The sequence below is a fragment of the Spirillospora sp. NPDC052269 genome, from assembly GCF_040679435.1.
Classification (GTDB): domain Bacteria; phylum Actinomycetota; class Actinomycetes; order Streptosporangiales; family Streptosporangiaceae; genus Spirillospora.
In genome coordinates this window covers 155,806-172,518 of the sequence record NZ_JBFAUU010000019.1, presented here as the reverse complement: position 1 = coordinate 172,518, position 16,713 = coordinate 155,806, and the positions used below count along the sequence as shown (strand labels likewise).

The following is a 16,713-nucleotide window of genomic DNA, read 5'->3' as shown; positions in this document are numbered from 1 at the left end:
CGCGGGCGGGTACCCCCTCCGTGTCCGGTGATCTTCGCCGGACGGGCATTCGGGGGAGCACGTGGACGAGGACAGGCGCGGGCGGAGCGCCGACGGCAAGGGCGGGCGGAGCACCAGCGGCCGGAACGGGCGTCGCCTCGGCGGCAGGGGCGGACGGCGCTCCGGCGGCGGGAGCGGACGGGACGCCGGCGGCAGGGACGAACGGGGCGCGGCGGGCGGAACCCCGGTGACACGGGTGGACGAGGCGGTCAACCGGGCCGCCGACGCGGCCCGGGACATGGCCAGGGAGATCGCCGAGGCCGCCCGCACGGAGGCGGCCGTCGTGCTGTCCGCGGCGCGCGCGGGCCGTCCGCCGGCCGGCATCCCGCGCGGGGACGACGACGAGGGCTACCACCAGTCGCTGAAACCGCGGCACGTCCAGATGATCGCGATGGGCGGCGCGATCGGCGTCGGGCTCTTCCTCGGCACCGCGCAGCGCCTGCACAACGCCGGTCCGGGGCTGGTGCTGGCGTACGCGCTCGCCGGGATCGCCGCGTTCTTCGTGATGCGCGCCCTCGGCGAGCTGGTCCTGTACCGGCCGACGACCGGCAGCTTCGTCGCCTACGCGCGCGACTTCATCGGTGACTGGGCCGGGTTCGCCAGCGGCTGGATGTACTGGCTGAGCTGGGCGGCGACCGGCGTCGCGGAGATCACCGGCGTCGGGATCTACGTCCACTACTGGGCCCCGGGGTTCCCGCAGTGGGCGTCGGCGCTGCTCGCGCTGGCCGTCCTGCTGACCGTGAACCTGGTGTCGGTGCGGCTGTTCGGCGAGCTGGAGTTCTGGTTCGCGATGCTGAAGGTCGCCGCGATCCTGGCCTTCATGATCGTCGGGATCGTCCTGGTCGCCACGCACGCCGGGATCGGGCCGACCCACCACGCCGAACTGCCCAACCTGGTCGACTTCGGCGGGTTCCTCCCGCAGGGGATGTGGGCCGTCCTGCTCAGCCTCCAGGGCGTGATCTTCGCCTACGCGGCGATCGAGATGGTCGGGATCTCCGCCGGGGAGGCGCAGAACCCGCGCGAGGTCATGCCGCGCGCCATCAACGGCGTGGTCTGGCGGATCGCGCTGTTCTACGTCGGCGCGGTGTTCCTGCTGGTCCTGATCCTGCCGTGGACGATGTACCCGCGCGACCGCAGCCCCTTCGTGACCGTGTTCGCGCTCCTCGGCGTGCCCGGCGTCGGCGGCGTCATGAACCTGGTCGTCCTCACCGCGGCCCTGTCGTCGTGCAACTCGGGCCTCTACTCGACCGGACGGATCCTGAAGTCGCTGGCGCGGCGCGGCGAGGCCCCCGCCTTCACCGCGCGGATGAGCGCCCGCCACGTCCCCTACGGCGGGATCCTGCTCACCTCCGTCGTGTACTTCGGCGGGGTCTTCATGAACTTGTTCGTCCCGCACAAGGCGTTCGAGATCGCCACGTCCATCGCGTCCCTCGGCGTCCTGACGACGTGGGGGACGCTGCTGTACGCGCAGGTCAGGTTCCGGCGCGCGGCAGAGCGCGGCGAGGTGGAGCGGCCGAGCTACCGGATGCCCGGCTCGCCCTACACCAACTGGGCGACCCTCGCCCTGCTCGCGGCCGTCGTGCCGCTGATGGTCTTCGACCGCGACCAGAAGTGGGCGGTCGTCGCCATCCCGTTCCTCGCGATGTCCCTCTACGGCGGCTGGTGGGCGATCAACCGCCGCCGGGTCGCCGCCGTCGTGCCCGCCGAGGCCCTGCCCGAGGAGGGACCCGCCCAGGACGCGGTGTTCTAGGGACGCGCCGTTCCGGGACGCGGTCCCTAGGACGCGGGGGACGCCTCCTCGGCGACCTCCAGACCGGCCTCGATCACCGCGTTCATGATCCGGGCGAGCCGTTCCGGGCCGAGCGCGGGCGCGCGTTCGGCCATCGCCGCGACGATCTGCCGCTCCCGCTCGGGGTTGCGCCCGGCGAAGCCGCCGACGGGCTTGAGTCTCTGCACCACGCCCGCCATCCGCGTCCGGCGCTGCAGCAGGTCCGCGAGCGCGGCGTCGATCGTGTCGATCGCGGCGCGCGCCGCGGCCAGGTCGGTGACGTCCGACGGATCGGGCAGGCAGATCCGCAGTTCACCGCCTGCCTGCCGGTCGCCCGCGGTCGTCCGGTCGCTGGTCCTCGGGTCCTTGGCCATCCGGGTCCCTCTCGTCCGATGCGACCCCTGGACGTCTCGTACCCGGGGCCGCGTGCTTCACATGCAAGAAGGCGAAGCCCAAGGGGCTCCGCCTTCCGCCGGCTCCGGGGTCGTCGCTCAGGTCGCGCCGACCGGCTCGTCCGAAGCCGGCTGCGTAAATCCCTGATAACGACGTGTCACGACGCCGATGCTAGAGGACGCCGCACGTCCGTGCCAATCACCGGGACGCACGTCTCAGTGGCCGAGACGTGCAATCGCCTGCCTGCCAGAACTCCCCAGATCACGCCGAAGGCCCCTAACCTTGCCGTGACGGCTTTCACGACCATCGCACGGACGGGGCGCGCAGTGGCCAACGACCAGACGACGAGCGGACGCGGAACACCACTCGTGCCGCCGCTGCTCAGCTCGGCGGCGGCATGGGCCTGGCGGCTCATCGCGATCGGCATCGTCGTCTACGGCCTGACCTGGATCGTCGGCACCCTCAAGATCGTCTTCCTGCCGTGCGCGATCGCGCTGTTCCTGACCGCGCTGCTGCGCCCGCTGACCGTCCGGTTCCAGCGCTTCGGCCTCGGGCCCCTCGCGGCGACCTGGGTGACCCTGCTGTTCTCCCTGGCCGTCCTCGGCGGCATCGGCACCTACGTCGGCATCCAGGCCAACGACGAGTTCCCCAAGCTGGTCTCGGAGGTGCAGGACACCTCCAAGTCCGTCCAGCACTGGCTGGAGAACGGCCCCCTGCACGTCCAGCACTCCAAGCTGAACGACGCGGTCGACCAGGGCACCAAGTGGGTCGAGGCGCGGCGCGGCATGCTCGCCAGCACCGCCCTGGACTGGGGCACGGCCACGATCGAGGCCCTCGCGGCGATCGTGTTCCTGCTCTTCGTCACGTTCTTCCTGCTCAAGGACGGCCCGAACATCTGGGGCTGGTCGATCAGCGGCCTCGGCCGCTACCGCGCACGCGTCGACCGCGCGGGCCGCGCCGCCTGGGAGACCCTGTCCCAGTACGTCCACGGGACGGTCCTGGTCGCCGCGATCCACGCCATCGTCCTCGCGGTCGTCCTGGCCGTCATGGGCGTCCCCCTGGTGGCCCCACTCGCCGTCGTGATCTTCCTGGGCAGCTTCATCCCGATCGTCGGCATCTTCGTCGGCGGCGGCCTCGCCGTGGCCGTCACCTTCGGCGCCAAGGGCGGCGTCGCGGCGCTGATCTTCCTCGGCATCCTGCTGGTCGAGCACCAGCTGGAGTCCCACCTCCTGCAGCCGATGGTCGTCGGCCGCTGGGTCCGCCTCCATCCCCTGGCCGTCATCATCGCGATCACCGTCGGCGGCGTCCTCGGCGGCCTTCCCGGCGCGGCCGTGGCCGTCCCCATCGTCGCGGTCGTCTACCGGGCCTGGCCCGCCCTGAGAGGCACCGGGGAGCCCACCCCGGCCGAAGACCCCGAAGGCCCACCCGAACCCCCCGAGGACCACCCCCCGAGAACGGTCTCCAAACTGGTCACCCAAGGCCAGGAGCCCCCGCCCACGGACGCCGAAGCGACCTGACCGGCCCCTCCGGACCGGCCCCGGACGGCTCGCGTCGATCGGTCGACTTCGGGGCAAGCCGGGCGTCAGCGTGTTGAGGCTCCTGTGGTGAGCGGGCGGGGTTAGGCTCTTGTGGCCACGTCGTCTCGGGTGGGCTCCTGGGGCGACGATCTTCCCCCGGGCCAGGTTCGAGCCGACGCGTGCCGCAGGGCGCGTGGGCGGTCGCATGCGACAACTCAGGAGGCGCACCAGCCGTGGCTGACTCGTTCGTTCATCTGCATGTCCATACGGAGTACTCCATGCTGGACGGCGCCGCGCGTCTGAAGCAGATGTTCGCCGAGGTCGACCGGCAGAAGATGCCCGCGATCGCGATGACCGACCACGGCAACATGCACGGCGCCTACGACTTCTGGAAGAACGCGAAGTCGGTGGGCGTGACCCCGGTCATCGGGATTGAGTCCTACATGTCGCCCGAGTCCCGTTTTCACAAGAAGAAGGTGACCTGGGGGGATCCGTCCCAGAAGCGGGACGACGTGTCCGGTGGCGGCCTGATCAACCACAAGACGATCTGGGCGCGGAACCGGCAGGGGCTGCACAACCTGTTCAAGCTGAGCTCGCGCGCGTACATGGAGGGGTTCGTCTTCAAGTACGCGCGGATGGACGAGGAGCTGCTCGCCGAGCACTCCGAGGGGCTCATGGCCACGACGGGATGCCCGTCGGGCAAGATCCAGACGCGGCTGCGGCTCGGGCAGTTCGACGAGGCGCTGAAGGCGGCGGCGAACTTCCAGGACATCTTCGGCAAGGACAACTACTTCCTGGAGCTGATGGACCACGGGCTCGACATCGAGCACCGCGTCCGCGACGGCCTGCTGGAGATCGGCAAGCGGCTGGACATCAAGCCGGTCGTCACCAACGACTCGCACTACACGCACGAGTCCGAGGCGACCGCGCACGACGCGCTCCTGTGCGTCCAGGTGGGCAAGCAGCTCGCCGACCCGGACCGGTTCCGGTTCAACGGGAGCGGCTACTACATCAAGTCCGCGGACGAGATGCGGTCGATCGACAACTCCGAGGCGTGGGTGGAGGGCTGCCGCAACACGCTGATGATCGCGGAGCGGGTCGACCCGGAGGGCATGTTCGAGTTCCGGGACCTGAGCCCCAAGTTCCCGGTGCCGGAGGGCGAGACCGAGGACACCTGGTTCCGCAAGGAGGTCTGGAAGGGCCTCGAGGAGCGGTTCCCGGACGGCCTCCCGGAGGGCTACGCCAAGCAGGCCGAGTACGAGATGGGCGTCATCGTCGGCAAGGGGTACCCGTCGTACTTCCTGGTCGTCGCCGACTTCATCATGTGGTCCAAGCGCAACGGCATCCTGGTCGGACCGGGCCGAGGCAGCGCGGCGGGGTCGCTGGTCGCCTACGCGATGGGCATCACCGACCTCGACCCGATCCCGCACGGCCTGATCTTCGAGCGGTTCCTGAACCCCGAGCGCGCGTCGATGCCCGACATCGACATCGACTTCCCTGAAGACCGGCGGGCCGAGGCCATCCGGTACACCACGGAGAAGTGGGGCGCCGACAAGGTCGCCTACATCGCCACCTTCGGCACCATCAAGGCGAAGGCCGCCGTGAAGGACGCGGGCCGCGTCCTCGGCTTCCCGTACGCGCTGGGCGACCGCATCTCCAAGGCGTTCCCGCCCGCCGTCATGGGCAAGGACATCCCGCTCTCGGGCATCTTCGACGACAAGCACCCGCGCCACGGCGAGGCGGGCGAGCTGCGGAAGCTGTACGAGGAGGAGACCGACGTCAAGCAGGTCATCGACCTGGCGCAGGGTCTCGAGGGACTGATCCGGCAGACCGGCGTGCACGCCGCGGGCGTGATCATGAGCGGTGAGACGATCATCGACCACGTGCCGGTGATGCGGCGCGACTCCGACGGCGCGATCATCACGCAGTTCGACTACCCGACCTGCGAGACGCTCGGCCTGCTGAAGATGGACTTCCTCGGCCTGCGAAACCTGACGATCATCCAGGACGCGGTCGACAACATCAAGAAGAACAAGGGCATCGACCTCGACCTGCTGAAGATCCCGCTGGACGACGCGCCGACCTACGAGCTGCTCGGACGCGGCGACACCCTGGGCGTGTTCCAGCTGGACGGCGGCGGCATGCGTTCGCTGCTGCGGCTGATGAAGCCGACCGAGTTCGAGGACATCTCCGCGGTCGGCGCGCTGTACCGTCCGGGCCCGATGGGTGCGAACTCGCACACCAACTACGCGCTGCGCAAGAACGGCCAGCAGGACATCACCCCGATTCATCCGGAGCTGGCGGAGGCGCTCGAGGACATCCTGGGCACGACCTACGGCCTGATCGTGTATCAGGAGCAGGTCATGTCGATCGCGCAGAAGGTGGCGGGCTACACGCTCGGCAAGGCCGACCTGCTGCGCCGCGTCATGGGCAAGAAGAAGAAGGCCGAGCTGGACGCCCAGTTCGAGGGCTTCCAGCAGGGCATGATCGACAACGGCTTCTCCAAGGAGGCCGTGAAGACGCTGTGGGACATCCTGGTCCCGTTCTCCGACTACGCGTTCAACAAGGCGCACTCGGCGGCCTACGGCCTGGTGTCGTACTGGACGGCCTACCTCAAGGCGAACCACGCGTCGGAGTACATGGCGGCGCTGCTGACGTCCGTCGGCGACGACAAGGACAAGAGCGCGCTGTACCTGAACGAGTGCCGCCGCATGGGCATCAAGGTGCTGCCGCCGGACGTCAACACCTCCGAGGCCGACTTCACCCCGATCGGGGAGAAGGAGATCCGGTTCGGGCTGAGCGCGGTCCGCAACGTCGGCGTGAACGTCGTCGACGGCATCATCGCGGCGCGCGGCGAGAAGGGCGCCTACACCGACTTCAACGACTTCCTGAACAAGGTGCCGGCGCAGGTCTGCAACAAGCGGGTCGTCGAGTCGCTGATCAAGGCGGGCGGGTTCGCCGACCTCGGGCACCAGCGCAAGGCGCTGCTGATGGTGCACGAGCAGGCGATCGACTCGGTCATCGACATCAAGCGCAAGGAGGCGATCGGGCAGGACTCGCTGTTCGGCGCGCTGGAGGACGAGACGGGCGAGGACGCGTTCGCGGTCGCGATCCCCGAGGACGAGGAGTGGGACAAGACCACGCTCCTGTCGTTCGAGCGGGAGATGCTCGGCCTCTACGTGTCGGACCACCCGCTGCTCGGCATCGAGCACGTGCTGGAGCGCGAGGCCGAGTCCTCGATCGCGTCGCTGAACGAGGGCGAGCGCCCGGACGGCCAGATCGTGGTCGTGGCGGGCCTGCTCAGCGGCCTGCAGCGCAAGGTCACCAAGACGGGCAACTCCTGGGCGATGTTCCAGCTGGAGGACCTGGGCGGCGCGATCGAGGTGATGTGCTTCCCGTCGTCCTACCAGCTGTGCTCGACGCTGCTGGCGGAGGACGCGATCCTGGTCGTCAAGGGGCGCCTGGACCGGCGCGAGGACGTCGCGAAGATCATCGCGATGGAGGTCACGCAGCCGGACCTGACGGTGACCGACTCGGTGGGCCCGCTGTCGGTGACGATGCCGCTCGGCCGCTGCATCCCGCCGGTCGTCAGCCGCCTCAAGGAGGTCCTGACGACGCACCCGGGCAACTCCGAGGTGCACCTGCACATCCAGAACGGCCCGCGCACGACGGTCGTCCGGCTGGACGACCGGCTGCGCGTCGCGACGTCCCCGGCGCTGATGGGCGACCTGAAGCAGCTGCTCGGGCCGTCCTGCCTGAGCTGACGGGCTGACGAAGGGGGCCGGGACGGATCGCCGTCCCGGCCCCTTCTCGCCGTCCTCAGGCGAGGAGTTCCCTGGTGGCGGGGACGACCTCGTCCGTCCAGAGGCGGAGCTGGTGTTCGCCCGCCTGCTCCGGCCAGTAGACGAAGGTGTCGAAGCCGCCGTCGGCGGCCAGGTCGGCGAGGACGCGAGCCCAGGTTGCGGCGTCGGCGTGGATGGGCGTCTCGCCGGTGAGGTCGGGCGGTCCGGTCGGGGTGTCGGTGATGTGCCCGACCAGCTGCGAGATGCGCGTGATGGACGCAGGGTCGCGCCCGGCCTCGACCGCGGCGTCGGTGATGATCCGCTGCGCCTCGGGCCACTTCTCGTAGTTCAGGTAGTGCGGGATGGGCGCGGCCCAGCCGTCGGCGACGCGTCCGGTCAGGGCGAGCGCCCGGGGGCCGACGCTGCCGAGCCAGATGCCGACGGGGTGCGCGGGCGCGGGCCCGGCGTGGACGCCCTTGACCGTGTAGTGCTCGCCCTCGACCCGGACGGTCTCGCCGGGCCGCCACATCGCGCGGATGATCTCGATGGCCTCGGTGAGCGCGGCGAGGGCCTCGCGGGTGCTGCGCACCGGCCCGCCCATCGCCTCGATGGCGGGCCAGAACGCGCCCGCGCCGAGGGCGAGCTCGAACCGTCCGCCGCTGAGCAGGTCGAGGGTCGCGGCCTGCTTGCCGACCATGGCGGGCCCGCGCATCGGCAGGGACGCCACGTCCGGGAAGACGCGGATCCGCTCGGTGTCGGCGAGGACGGTCGCGATCAGCGCGAAGGTGTCGGCGAGGTCGGCGGCGTAGGGGTGGTCCTGGACGCCGAGCAGGTCGAGGCCGGCAGCGTCGGCCTGCCGGGCGAGCGCGCGGATGTTCTCCAGCCCGCTCGCGACGGGGTTGAGTTGGATCCCGAATCGCATGCCCCGCAACCTAGCCGAGCATGATCACGCGCGGCATCGCCTCTATGGACGATCCGGCTCAGTGGACGGCGGGGACGCCTGGGATGCCCGGAACGCCTGGGCCTGGAACGCCCGGGCCGTCCGGCAGCGCGGAGGGGGCCGGCTCGGCGTCCCAGCGGGCGAAGCGTCCGCGGTCGTCGAACACGGCTCGGGCCGTGCCGCCGCCGGGGAGCGCGACCTCGGTGACGTCGTCCCGCTCCCGGTAGGGCACCCGGTGGTGGCTGAGCAGCCGGGCGAGGGTGAGGCGCGGGTCGCGCGGGAAGAGGCCGGCCGCGTTGGTGAGCAGCCGGGGGACGGGCACCGGGTCCCAGCCGGCGGGCGGGGCCTGCGGGTCGTCCACGTGCAGGTAGGCCGAGCCGCCGTCGTACCCGGCGCCGATGTAGCCGCCTCCGCCGAGGACGCCGCCCGCCGCCATGGCGACCAGCTCGCCGCCGTGCCCGGCGGGGCCCTCGTACCAGGACAGGTCGACCTCGGGGGTGACGAACTCGGGGATGCCGAGGCGCTCGCCGAGGGCCCGGATCGGGAGGGTCGGGAGGACGGCGGGGTGGTCCTCGCCGAACTGGGGGTTGGCCCAGCCCCACAGCCAGGTGCGCTCGCGGGTGGCGTAGCTGCCGAGCAGCGAGACCCGCACGGTGACGCCGCCGCTGGTGTAGGTGCGGGCGGTCAGGTCGGCGCTCCAGTCCTCGCGCGGCAGGAACTCCGCGAGCGTCTCCTGCTGCTGCAGGACGACCGCGGAGAGGGCGGCGCCGAGGCGCTCGAACGCGGGACTGAATCCGGACATGTCGGGCAACATTATCTCAAGAAACCGGGGGTTCGGAGGGGGGAATCCGGCGAAAGACCGTACCGGTTCCTCAGCTGTTTCCGACATGTCCCGATATGTAGTGGGGCAGGGATGCGGGCGGTGGGGCCGCGGTCCCGGGCCGCCCGGGGAGGGGGCTAGGCTTTTCGCTGTTGATCGGCGACGGACGGCTACGGGCGCGGCGTACGGCCCGTGAGGAGCGTACGAGGTGCGGGGACGGTCCCTGATGGCGGTGCGGACCTCCGTGGTCACCACCGCACTGGTCGCGGTGCTCGGCCCGGTCGCCGGGCTCGTGTGGCACGCGGTGGCGCCCGCGGTCGGTTTCGTGGTGGTGCACGGCGAGCCCTTCATCGCCGACGGCGAGTCCCAGGCGCCGATCGGCACCGACGTCCGGCTCGCCCTGATCGGCCTCGTGGCCGGGCTGCTGTGCGGCCTGGTCGCCTATTGGTTCGGCGGCCGCGACAACGACGTGCCGCTGCTGATCGGCCTCGCGCTCGGCGGGACGGCCGCGTCCCTGCTCGCGTGGTGGGTGGGCCACCGGTTCGGGCTCTCTCACTACCAGCATGTCCTGCGCACCGGCGCGGACGGCACGGAGGTCAGGGGCCCGGCCGACGTCCGCGCGAAGGGCGTCCTGGTCTTCTGGCCGCTGGCCGCGGTCGCCACGTACGCGGTGCTCGAGATACTCGTCAAGCGCCTGCCCGCCACAAGCACAGCCACACAGCCCGCAGAAACAGACGTGCCGTCCGCAGACGGCAACGCGCAGCCCGCGGCCAACGGCGAACAGCCCGCGGACGGCGGCGAACAGCCCGCGGACGGCGCGCGGCCTGCAGATGGCGGCGCCCGGCCCGCGACCAATGGCGAACAGCCCGCGGACGGCGGCGCGCGGCCTGCGGAGGGCGGCGCGCAGTCCGCGGCCAATGGCGAACAGTCTGCGGACGCGCGGTCTGCGGCCAATGGCGAACTGCCTGCGGGGGGTGGCGGGGGAGCCGCGGCTGGGGGGCATCCCTCGGGCGGGGATGACCGGTCCTCGAATGAGGGCGGGCCCGCGGCCGACAATGGCCATCCGCCGGATGGTGGGACTTCGGTAAATGCGGCAAAGAGAATTGATGCCGACACCGATGGTGACGCCGACGCGGAAAAGGCGGGCGGGTAATGGACGTCCGGCCGGGACGGCGGGCTAGCGACGGGCGATGGGGGCGAGCCGGGCTCCGGTGAGCCGCACGAGGTCGGCGGGAGCGAGCTCGATCTGAAGGCCGCGCCGTCCAGCCGAGACGTAGACGGTCGCGAGGGCTGACACCGACTCGTCGATCACGGTCGGCAGCCGCTTCCTCTGCCCGAGCGGGCTGATCCCCCCGACGACGTACCCGGTGGCGCGCTCGGCGTCGTGCGGATCGGCCATCTGCGCCTTCTTGCCCCCGGCGGCGGAGGCGAGGGCCTTCAGGTCCAGCGTGGCCGACACCGGGACGACCCCGACCGTCAGCTTGCCGTCCACCTCGGCGAGCAGCGTCTTGAAGATCCGGTCGGGCGCGATGCCGAGGGCCTCGGCCGCGGCCTCGCCGTAGGACTCGGCGTCCGGGTCCACCTCGTAGGGGTGCAGCTCGAACTCGAGCCTCGCCTTGGTCGCGGCCACCGTCGCCGGGGTGCCGGCGCCGCCCTGCTGCTTCTTCCCCTTCGCCATGCGCCCAGTCTGCCGCACAGGACGATCAAGGCGCGGGGAGCGGTCAGTTGGGGTGGGCCGAGGCGTCCAGGAACTGCCCGGCCGGGACGGTCGGCAGCGCGTCCAGCAGCCGGGTCTCGCGCAGCAGCAGGTCGCGCTCGGCGCGCAGCCGGTGCGCGGCGTCCTCGGCGGCGAGCAGCCGCTGCTTGTCCGCCGGGTCGAGCACGGTCGCCGCGGCGACCAGGTAGGACAGCGCGATCGGGTCCTTCGGCAGCTCCGCCGGGTCACTCGCGCCAGGGGCGACGCCCGCCGCCGCGAGCCGGTGCCGGTAGAGGTGGAACAGCTGCCGGACGCGCCGGACCAGGTCGTCGCCCGCCGCTCCCGCCTCCTCGGGCAGGTACTCCACGTCCCCGCACAGGTAGGGGTGGGAACGGTCCAGCTCCTTCAGGCGGAACCGGCTTCCGCCGACCGTGACGATGTCGAACCGGCCGTCCGGCAGTTCGTCGAGCTTCCGCAGCTCGGCGACGCAGCCGATCTCCGCCAGCCGCACCGGCGCGGTGGGCGGACCGATGCCGCCCGAGACGCCGCCGCTGCCGTTCGGTCCTTCGGGATTGCCGGGGGCGCCCGGATCGCCGAAACCGGCGGTCTCGCGGCCGAGTTCCAGTGCGACCACCCCGAACCGGCGGGGTTCCGGGCCGTCCCTCAGGTCGGACGCCAGCGTGCGGTAACGCTCCTCGAACAGGTGGAGGGGCAGGACGTCGCCGGGGAACAGGACGGTGCTCAGCGGGAACAGCGCGATCCGATCGGTCATCGCGTCCTCCCCACTCGTGCCCGCCCGGGCCCGGGCGCGACAGCTGCCCTCTTCGCCAGACTACGTCGCCGGGCCCCGCGAGGGCAGCCGCCCGCCGGGCACCCAAGGGTGGCCGGAACGGGGCACGGGTTTCTGGTCAGGTCGGGCCGGTTCCGGTAAAGCCGCCGGTCAGGGGGCTGCGCGTGTCGCTAGCGTCGCCGTACTCCCGGGGGGTTCGCTCTCCGGACGGACCTGGAGAACGCCCGACAAATGTGGCTCAACATGCTCATGACGGGAGTGGCGAGCCTGTCCATGGGCTTCGTGCTCGGCTGGATCGTCGCCTCCCCTCGCCGCTTGGACGCGCACTTCTGCGGTGATCCCGCCCACGGTCACGAAGTTCACGGCCACGACGCTCGCTGCATCGAGGGCCACGGCCCCGACGCCTGCCGTACCGTCCGCCCCGCCGCGGCCGACCCGGACGCCGTGGACGCCGTGGACGCCGCGTCCGCCATGGACGCCGGGGACGTCGCCCGGCGGACGGCGCGCACGCGGATCCGGGAGCGTGTGGCCGCGCTCCTGCACCTGACCAGCCGCGCCTGACGAACCGGCCGAGCAGTCCACTGGCGCGGATTGGCTGTTTCGCCCGAGGTGGGTGCGCGGCTAGCGTCGAACCCATGAGGATGCTGGTCGTCGACGCTTTCACCGATCGCCCGTTCGCCGGGAATCCCGCCGGGGTCTGTCTGCTGGACGGTCCCGCCGACCCGGGCTGGATGCAGCGGGTCGCGGCGGAGATGAACCACTCCGAGACCGCCTTCGTCCGGCCGCTGACGGGCCCGGACGAGGATCCGGACGCCGACTTCGAGCTGCGCTGGTTCACCTCGCGCGTCGAGGTGACCCTGTGCGGGCACGCGACGCTGGCCTCGGCGCACGCGCTGTTCAGCACGGGCACGGCCGCGCCGGACAGGCCGCTCCGGTTCCGGACGCTGCACAGCGGCGTCCTGACCGTGGCGCCCGCGCCGGGCGGCGGCCTGGCGATGGACTTCCCGGCCTGCCCGCCGGAGGAGATCATCGAGCCGGACGGCCTGTCCGCCGCGCTCGGCGTCCCGGTGGCCTGGACGGGCCGGACGTCGGTCAACGACGTCCTCGCCGAGGTCGCCGACGCCAAGACCGTCCGGACCCTCACCCCGGACCTCGACGCGCTCGGCGGGATCGACGCGCGCGGCGTGATGGTCACGGCGGCCGCCGACCCGGGCGCGGACCACGACTTCGTGTCGCGGTTCTTCGGCGCCCGCGGGCTCGGCGGCCACGAGGACCCGGTGACCGGCTCGGCGCACTGCGCCCTCTCGCCGTTCTGGGCCGCCCGCCTCGGCCGCGCCGACCTGACCGGCTACCAGGCGTCCGAGCGCGGCGGGCACGTCCGGACGGAACTGAGCGGCGGCCGGGTCGCCCTCATCGGGGGAGCCGTGACCGTCCTGGACGGGACGCTCACCGCCTGACAGATCGCGGAAGGCGGACGTAACGGAAGGCGTCCGCGATCGGAAGTCGCTTTTGGAACGCGCTACGCCCCGGATCCCGCACTGGGAGGGCGGGAACCGGGGCGTCAGCGGATCACCGGGCCCGGTCAGCGGATCGCCGGGCCCGGTCAGCGGACCGCCGGATCGGCCGGACCGCCGGGCCCCGGCCAGCGGACCGCCGCAGCCCGATCAGCGGGACCTCCGGGGCCCGATCAGCGGGACCCGGCCCCCGGTCAGTGGAACTCCGCACCTTGATCAGCGGACGGCCGCGCCTCGACTCCGATGTGATCGTGTCCACGTTCAGGGGCGGGACGGACGCGATCACGTTCGGCGGGCTGGGGAGCGCCTTGCCCAGAGGAGAGACTTCCCTTGTCGCCCGGCGCCGCGCCCGCGCTCTGGTGTCGCCTGTGTCACATACGTCCCCTGAGACGTCGTGACGCACGTCTCGCCGGGTGAGACGGTGCTTCGCCGATTGGACTCACTCCGTAGACTGAACGGGTGATCTCCCGTATCGACCTGCGCGAATCGCTTCCCGGCGACCTGCGCTCCGTGCTGCCCCGCGCCGAACTCGACGTCGAGGCCGCCCTTGAGAAGGTGCGGCCCATCTGTGAGGACGTGCGCCATCGCGGGGCCGCGGCCGTACGGGAGTACACCGAGCGGTTCGACGGCGTCGCCCTCGCGTCCACCCGCGTCCCGGTCGAGGAGATCGAGAAGGCGCTCGCCGAGCTCGACCCGGCCGTCCGGGACGCGCTGGAGGAGGCGATCCGCCGCACCCGCATGGTCCACCGTGACCAGCGTCGCACCGACGTCACGACGAAGGTCGTGCCCGGCGGCACCGTCACCGAGAAGTGGATCCCGGTCGGACGCGTCGGCCTGTACGTACCGGGCGGACGCGCCGTCTACCCGTCCAGCGTCGTGATGAACGTCGTCCCGGCGCAGGAGGCCGGGGTTCCCTCGCTCGCGGTCACCTCGCCCGCGCAGCGCGACTTCGGCGGCCTGCCGCACCCGACGATCCTGGCGGCGTGCGCGCTGCTCGGCGTGGACGAGGTGTACGCGGCCGGCGGCGCCCAGGCCGTCGCGATGTTCGCCTACGGCACCGAGGAGTGCCCGCGCGCCGACCTGGTCACCGGACCCGGCAACATCTGGGTCGCGGCGGCCAAGCGGCTGCTCAAGGGCGTGATCGGCATCGACTCCGAGGCCGGCCCGACCGAGATCGCCGTCCTCGCCGACCGCACCGCCGACCCGGTGCACGTCGCCGCCGACCTGATCAGCCAGGCCGAGCACGACGTGCTCGCCGCGGCCGTCCTGGTCACCGACTCGGTCGAGCTCGCGGACGCGGTCGAGGCCGAGCTGGCGGTCCAGGTGGGCCGCACCAAGCACGGCGAGCGGATCACCGAGGCGCTCGCGGGCCGCCAGTCCGGGATCGTCCTGGTGGACGACGTCGAGGCGGGCCTGAAGGTCGTCGACGCCTACGCCGCCGAGCACCTGGAGATCCAGACCGCGGACGCGGACGCCGTCGCCGCGCGGGTCCGGAACGCCGGCGCGATCTTCATCGGGGCGTTCGCCCCCGTGTCGCTGGGGGACTACCTGGCGGGCTCCAACCACGTCCTGCCGACCGGCGGATGCGCCTGCCATTCGTCCGGCCTGTCGGTCCAGTCGTTCCTGCGCGGCGTCCACGTCGTGAAGTACGACCGGGCCGCCCTCGCGGACGCCACCGCTCGTGTGGTGACGCTCGCCGAGGCCGAGGACCTGCCCGCCCACGGGGCCGCGATGAAGGCCCGCTTCGACTGGGAGATCCCTTCGTGACGTCCCTCTCCGACCTCCCCATCCGCGACGATCTGCGGGGCCGGGAGCCCTACGGGGCACCCCAGCTGGACGTTCCCGTCGCGCTGAACACCAACGAGAACCCGTACCCGCCGTCCGAGCCGCTCGTGAAGGCGCTCGGCGACGCCGTCATGGACGTCGCGGGCGCGCTGAACCGCTACCCGGATCGCGACGCCGTCGCCCTGCGCGACGGCCTGGCCGCGTTCCTCAACGCCGACACGCCCGGCGTGGGCCTGACCGGGCGCCACGTCTGGGCGGCGAACGGCTCCAACGAGATCATCCAGCAGATCCTGCAGGCGTTCGGCGGGCACGGCCGAACGGCCCTGGGGTTCGAGCCGTCCTACTCGATGCACCCGATCATCACCGGGGTCACCGGCACCCGCTGGGTCAACGCCTTCCGCGACGAGGACTTCGGGCTCGAGCCCGAGGCCGCCGTCCGGGCCGTCCGGGAGCACCAGCCGGACGTGGTGTTCCTGACCTCGCCGAACAACCCGACCGGCACCGCGCTGCCGCTCGCCGCGATCGAGGCCGTCCTCGACGCGGCCCCGGGCATGGTCGTGGTGGACGAGGCGTACGCCGAGTTCCGCCGCGAGGGCACGCCGTCCGCGCTGACCCTGCTGGACGGCCACCCGCGGCTGATCGTCACCCGGACGATGTCCAAGGCGTTCGCGATGGCCGGGACGCGCCTCGGCTACCTCGCCGCCGACCCGGCCGTCATCGACGCGCTGCTGCTCGTCCGGCTGCCGTACCACCTGTCGGCCGTCACGCAGGCCGTCGCGCGCACGGGGCTCGCCTACGCCGGCGAGCTGCTCGGCTCGGTTGCTGCGCTGCGCCGGGAACGCGACGCGATCGTGGAGTGGCTGCGGGCCGAGGGGTTCCGCGTCGCCGACTCCGACGCCAACTTCGTCCTGTTCGGGACGTTCCCCGACCGCCGCCGTGTGTGGCAGGGGATGCTCGACCGCGGCGTCCTGATCCGCGAGGTCGGGCCGCCCGAGTGGCTGCGGGTCAGCGTCGGCACCCCGGCCGAGATGGACGCCTTCAAGAACGCACTCAGGGCCGCGACCAAGGAGAGCAAGTGAGCCGCACGGGCAGGGTCTCGAGGGGGACCAAGGAGACCGAGGTCCTCGTCGAGATCGACCTCGACGGGACCGGGGTCGTCGACGTCGCGACCGGCGTCGGCTTCTACGACCACATGCTCGCCCAGCTCGGCAAGCACGGCTCGTTCGACCTGACGGTCAAGACCACCGGCGACCTGTACATCGACAGCCACCACACGATCGAGGACACCGCGATCGCGCTCGGCCAGGCGTTCCGCGAGGCGCTCGGCGACAAGGCGGGCATCCGCCGGTTCGCCAACGCCTCGGTGCCGCTGGACGAGGCGCTCGCGCAGGTCACCGTCGACATCGCGGGCCGTCCGTACCTGGTGCACAGCGAGCCCGAGCGCATGGCCCCGATGATCGGGGCGGAGTACGACACCACGATGACCCGGCACATCCTGGAGTCGTTCGTCTCCAACGCGGGCGTCTGCCTGCACGTCCACGTCCCCTACGGCCGCAACGCCCACCACATCGTGGAGGCGCAGTTCAAGGCGCTCGCCCGGGCCCTGCGCGACGCGGTCGCGTTCGACCCGAAGGTGCACGGCATCCCGTCCACCAAGGGAGCCCTGTAG

General features: G+C 71.9%; 14 protein-coding genes. 9 read left to right on the top strand and 5 right to left on the bottom strand.

The window, feature by feature from the left end:
• Positions 1-61 precede the first annotated feature (61 nt).
• The gene (locus tag AB0L06_RS34590) at positions 62-1,789 is read left to right on the top strand and encodes an amino acid permease (protein ID WP_500235377.1); all 1,728 of its coding nucleotides are present in this window, start codon (positions 62-64) and stop codon (positions 1,787-1,789) included.
• Positions 1,790-1,815: 26 nt separating this feature from the next.
• Here the strand turns inward: AB0L06_RS34590 and AB0L06_RS34585 are convergent, their stop codons facing one another.
• Positions 1,816-2,181, bottom strand: a complete 366-nt coding sequence (locus AB0L06_RS34585) for a chorismate mutase (RefSeq protein ID WP_500235376.1) — start codon at positions 2,179-2,181, stop codon at positions 1,816-1,818.
• Positions 2,182-2,526: 345 nt separating this feature from the next.
• On the opposite strand from AB0L06_RS34585, the gene AB0L06_RS34580 reads away from it, so the two are divergent.
• Entirely contained in the window at positions 2,527-3,717 is a 1,191-nt protein-coding gene (locus AB0L06_RS34580) for an AI-2E family transporter (protein ID WP_500235374.1), read from the top strand.
• A gap of 233 nt (positions 3,718-3,950) precedes the next feature.
• Complete coding sequence (gene dnaE, locus AB0L06_RS34575; protein ID WP_500235373.1) at positions 3,951-7,481, top strand: DNA polymerase III subunit alpha; 3,531 nt, start codon at positions 3,951-3,953, stop codon at positions 7,479-7,481.
• Between the two features lie 55 nt (positions 7,482-7,536).
• Here the strand turns inward: dnaE and AB0L06_RS34570 are convergent, their stop codons facing one another.
• Together AB0L06_RS34570 and AB0L06_RS34565 are read right to left on the bottom strand one after the other, a co-directional pair.
• Positions 7,537-8,421, bottom strand: a complete 885-nt coding sequence (locus AB0L06_RS34570) for an LLM class flavin-dependent oxidoreductase (RefSeq protein ID WP_500235372.1) — start codon at positions 8,419-8,421, stop codon at positions 7,537-7,539.
• A gap of 58 nt (positions 8,422-8,479) precedes the next feature.
• Entirely contained in the window at positions 8,480-9,241 is a 762-nt protein-coding gene (locus AB0L06_RS34565) for a DUF6882 domain-containing protein (RefSeq protein ID WP_500235371.1), read from the bottom strand.
• A gap of 244 nt (positions 9,242-9,485) precedes the next feature.
• Between AB0L06_RS34565 and AB0L06_RS34560 the strand changes: the two genes are divergently transcribed.
• Positions 9,486-10,412: a hypothetical protein gene (locus AB0L06_RS34560; RefSeq protein WP_500235370.1), complete on the top strand. Its 927-nt coding sequence runs from the start codon at positions 9,486-9,488 to the stop codon at positions 10,410-10,412.
• A gap of 24 nt (positions 10,413-10,436) precedes the next feature.
• Here the strand turns inward: AB0L06_RS34560 and ybaK are convergent, their stop codons facing one another.
• Positions 10,437-10,937: a Cys-tRNA(Pro) deacylase gene (gene ybaK / locus AB0L06_RS34555; RefSeq protein WP_500235369.1), complete on the bottom strand. Its 501-nt coding sequence runs from the start codon at positions 10,935-10,937 to the stop codon at positions 10,437-10,439.
• Positions 10,938-10,980: 43 nt separating this feature from the next.
• Positions 10,981-11,727 (bottom strand): LON peptidase substrate-binding domain-containing protein, encoded by a 747-nt coding sequence (locus tag AB0L06_RS34550; protein WP_500235368.1) that lies wholly within the window; start codon positions 11,725-11,727, stop codon positions 10,981-10,983.
• 261 nt (positions 11,728-11,988) lie between these two features.
• On the opposite strand from AB0L06_RS34550, the gene AB0L06_RS34545 reads away from it, so the two are divergent.
• The 5 genes from AB0L06_RS34545 (at position 11,989) to hisB (ending at position 16,713) form a co-directional block, all read left to right on the top strand.
• Entirely contained in the window at positions 11,989-12,306 is a 318-nt protein-coding gene (locus tag AB0L06_RS34545; protein WP_500235367.1) for a hypothetical protein, read from the top strand.
• Between the two features lie 74 nt (positions 12,307-12,380).
• Positions 12,381-13,202 (top strand): PhzF family phenazine biosynthesis protein, encoded by an 822-nt coding sequence (locus AB0L06_RS34540; protein ID WP_500235366.1) that lies wholly within the window; start codon positions 12,381-12,383, stop codon positions 13,200-13,202.
• Positions 13,203-13,718: 516 nt separating this feature from the next.
• A complete protein-coding gene (gene hisD, locus AB0L06_RS34535; RefSeq protein ID WP_500235365.1) occupies positions 13,719-15,026 on the top strand; it encodes a histidinol dehydrogenase in 1,308 nt (435 codons plus the stop codon).
• Positions 15,023-16,123, top strand: coding sequence for a histidinol-phosphate transaminase (locus AB0L06_RS34530; RefSeq protein WP_500235364.1), 1,101 nt, complete (start codon positions 15,023-15,025; stop codon positions 16,121-16,123). The genes hisD and AB0L06_RS34530 overlap by 4 nt, the downstream gene beginning before the upstream one ends.
• Positions 16,120-16,713: an imidazoleglycerol-phosphate dehydratase HisB gene (gene hisB, locus AB0L06_RS34525; protein WP_500235363.1), complete on the top strand. Its 594-nt coding sequence runs from the start codon at positions 16,120-16,122 to the stop codon at positions 16,711-16,713. The genes AB0L06_RS34530 and hisB overlap by 4 nt, the downstream gene beginning before the upstream one ends.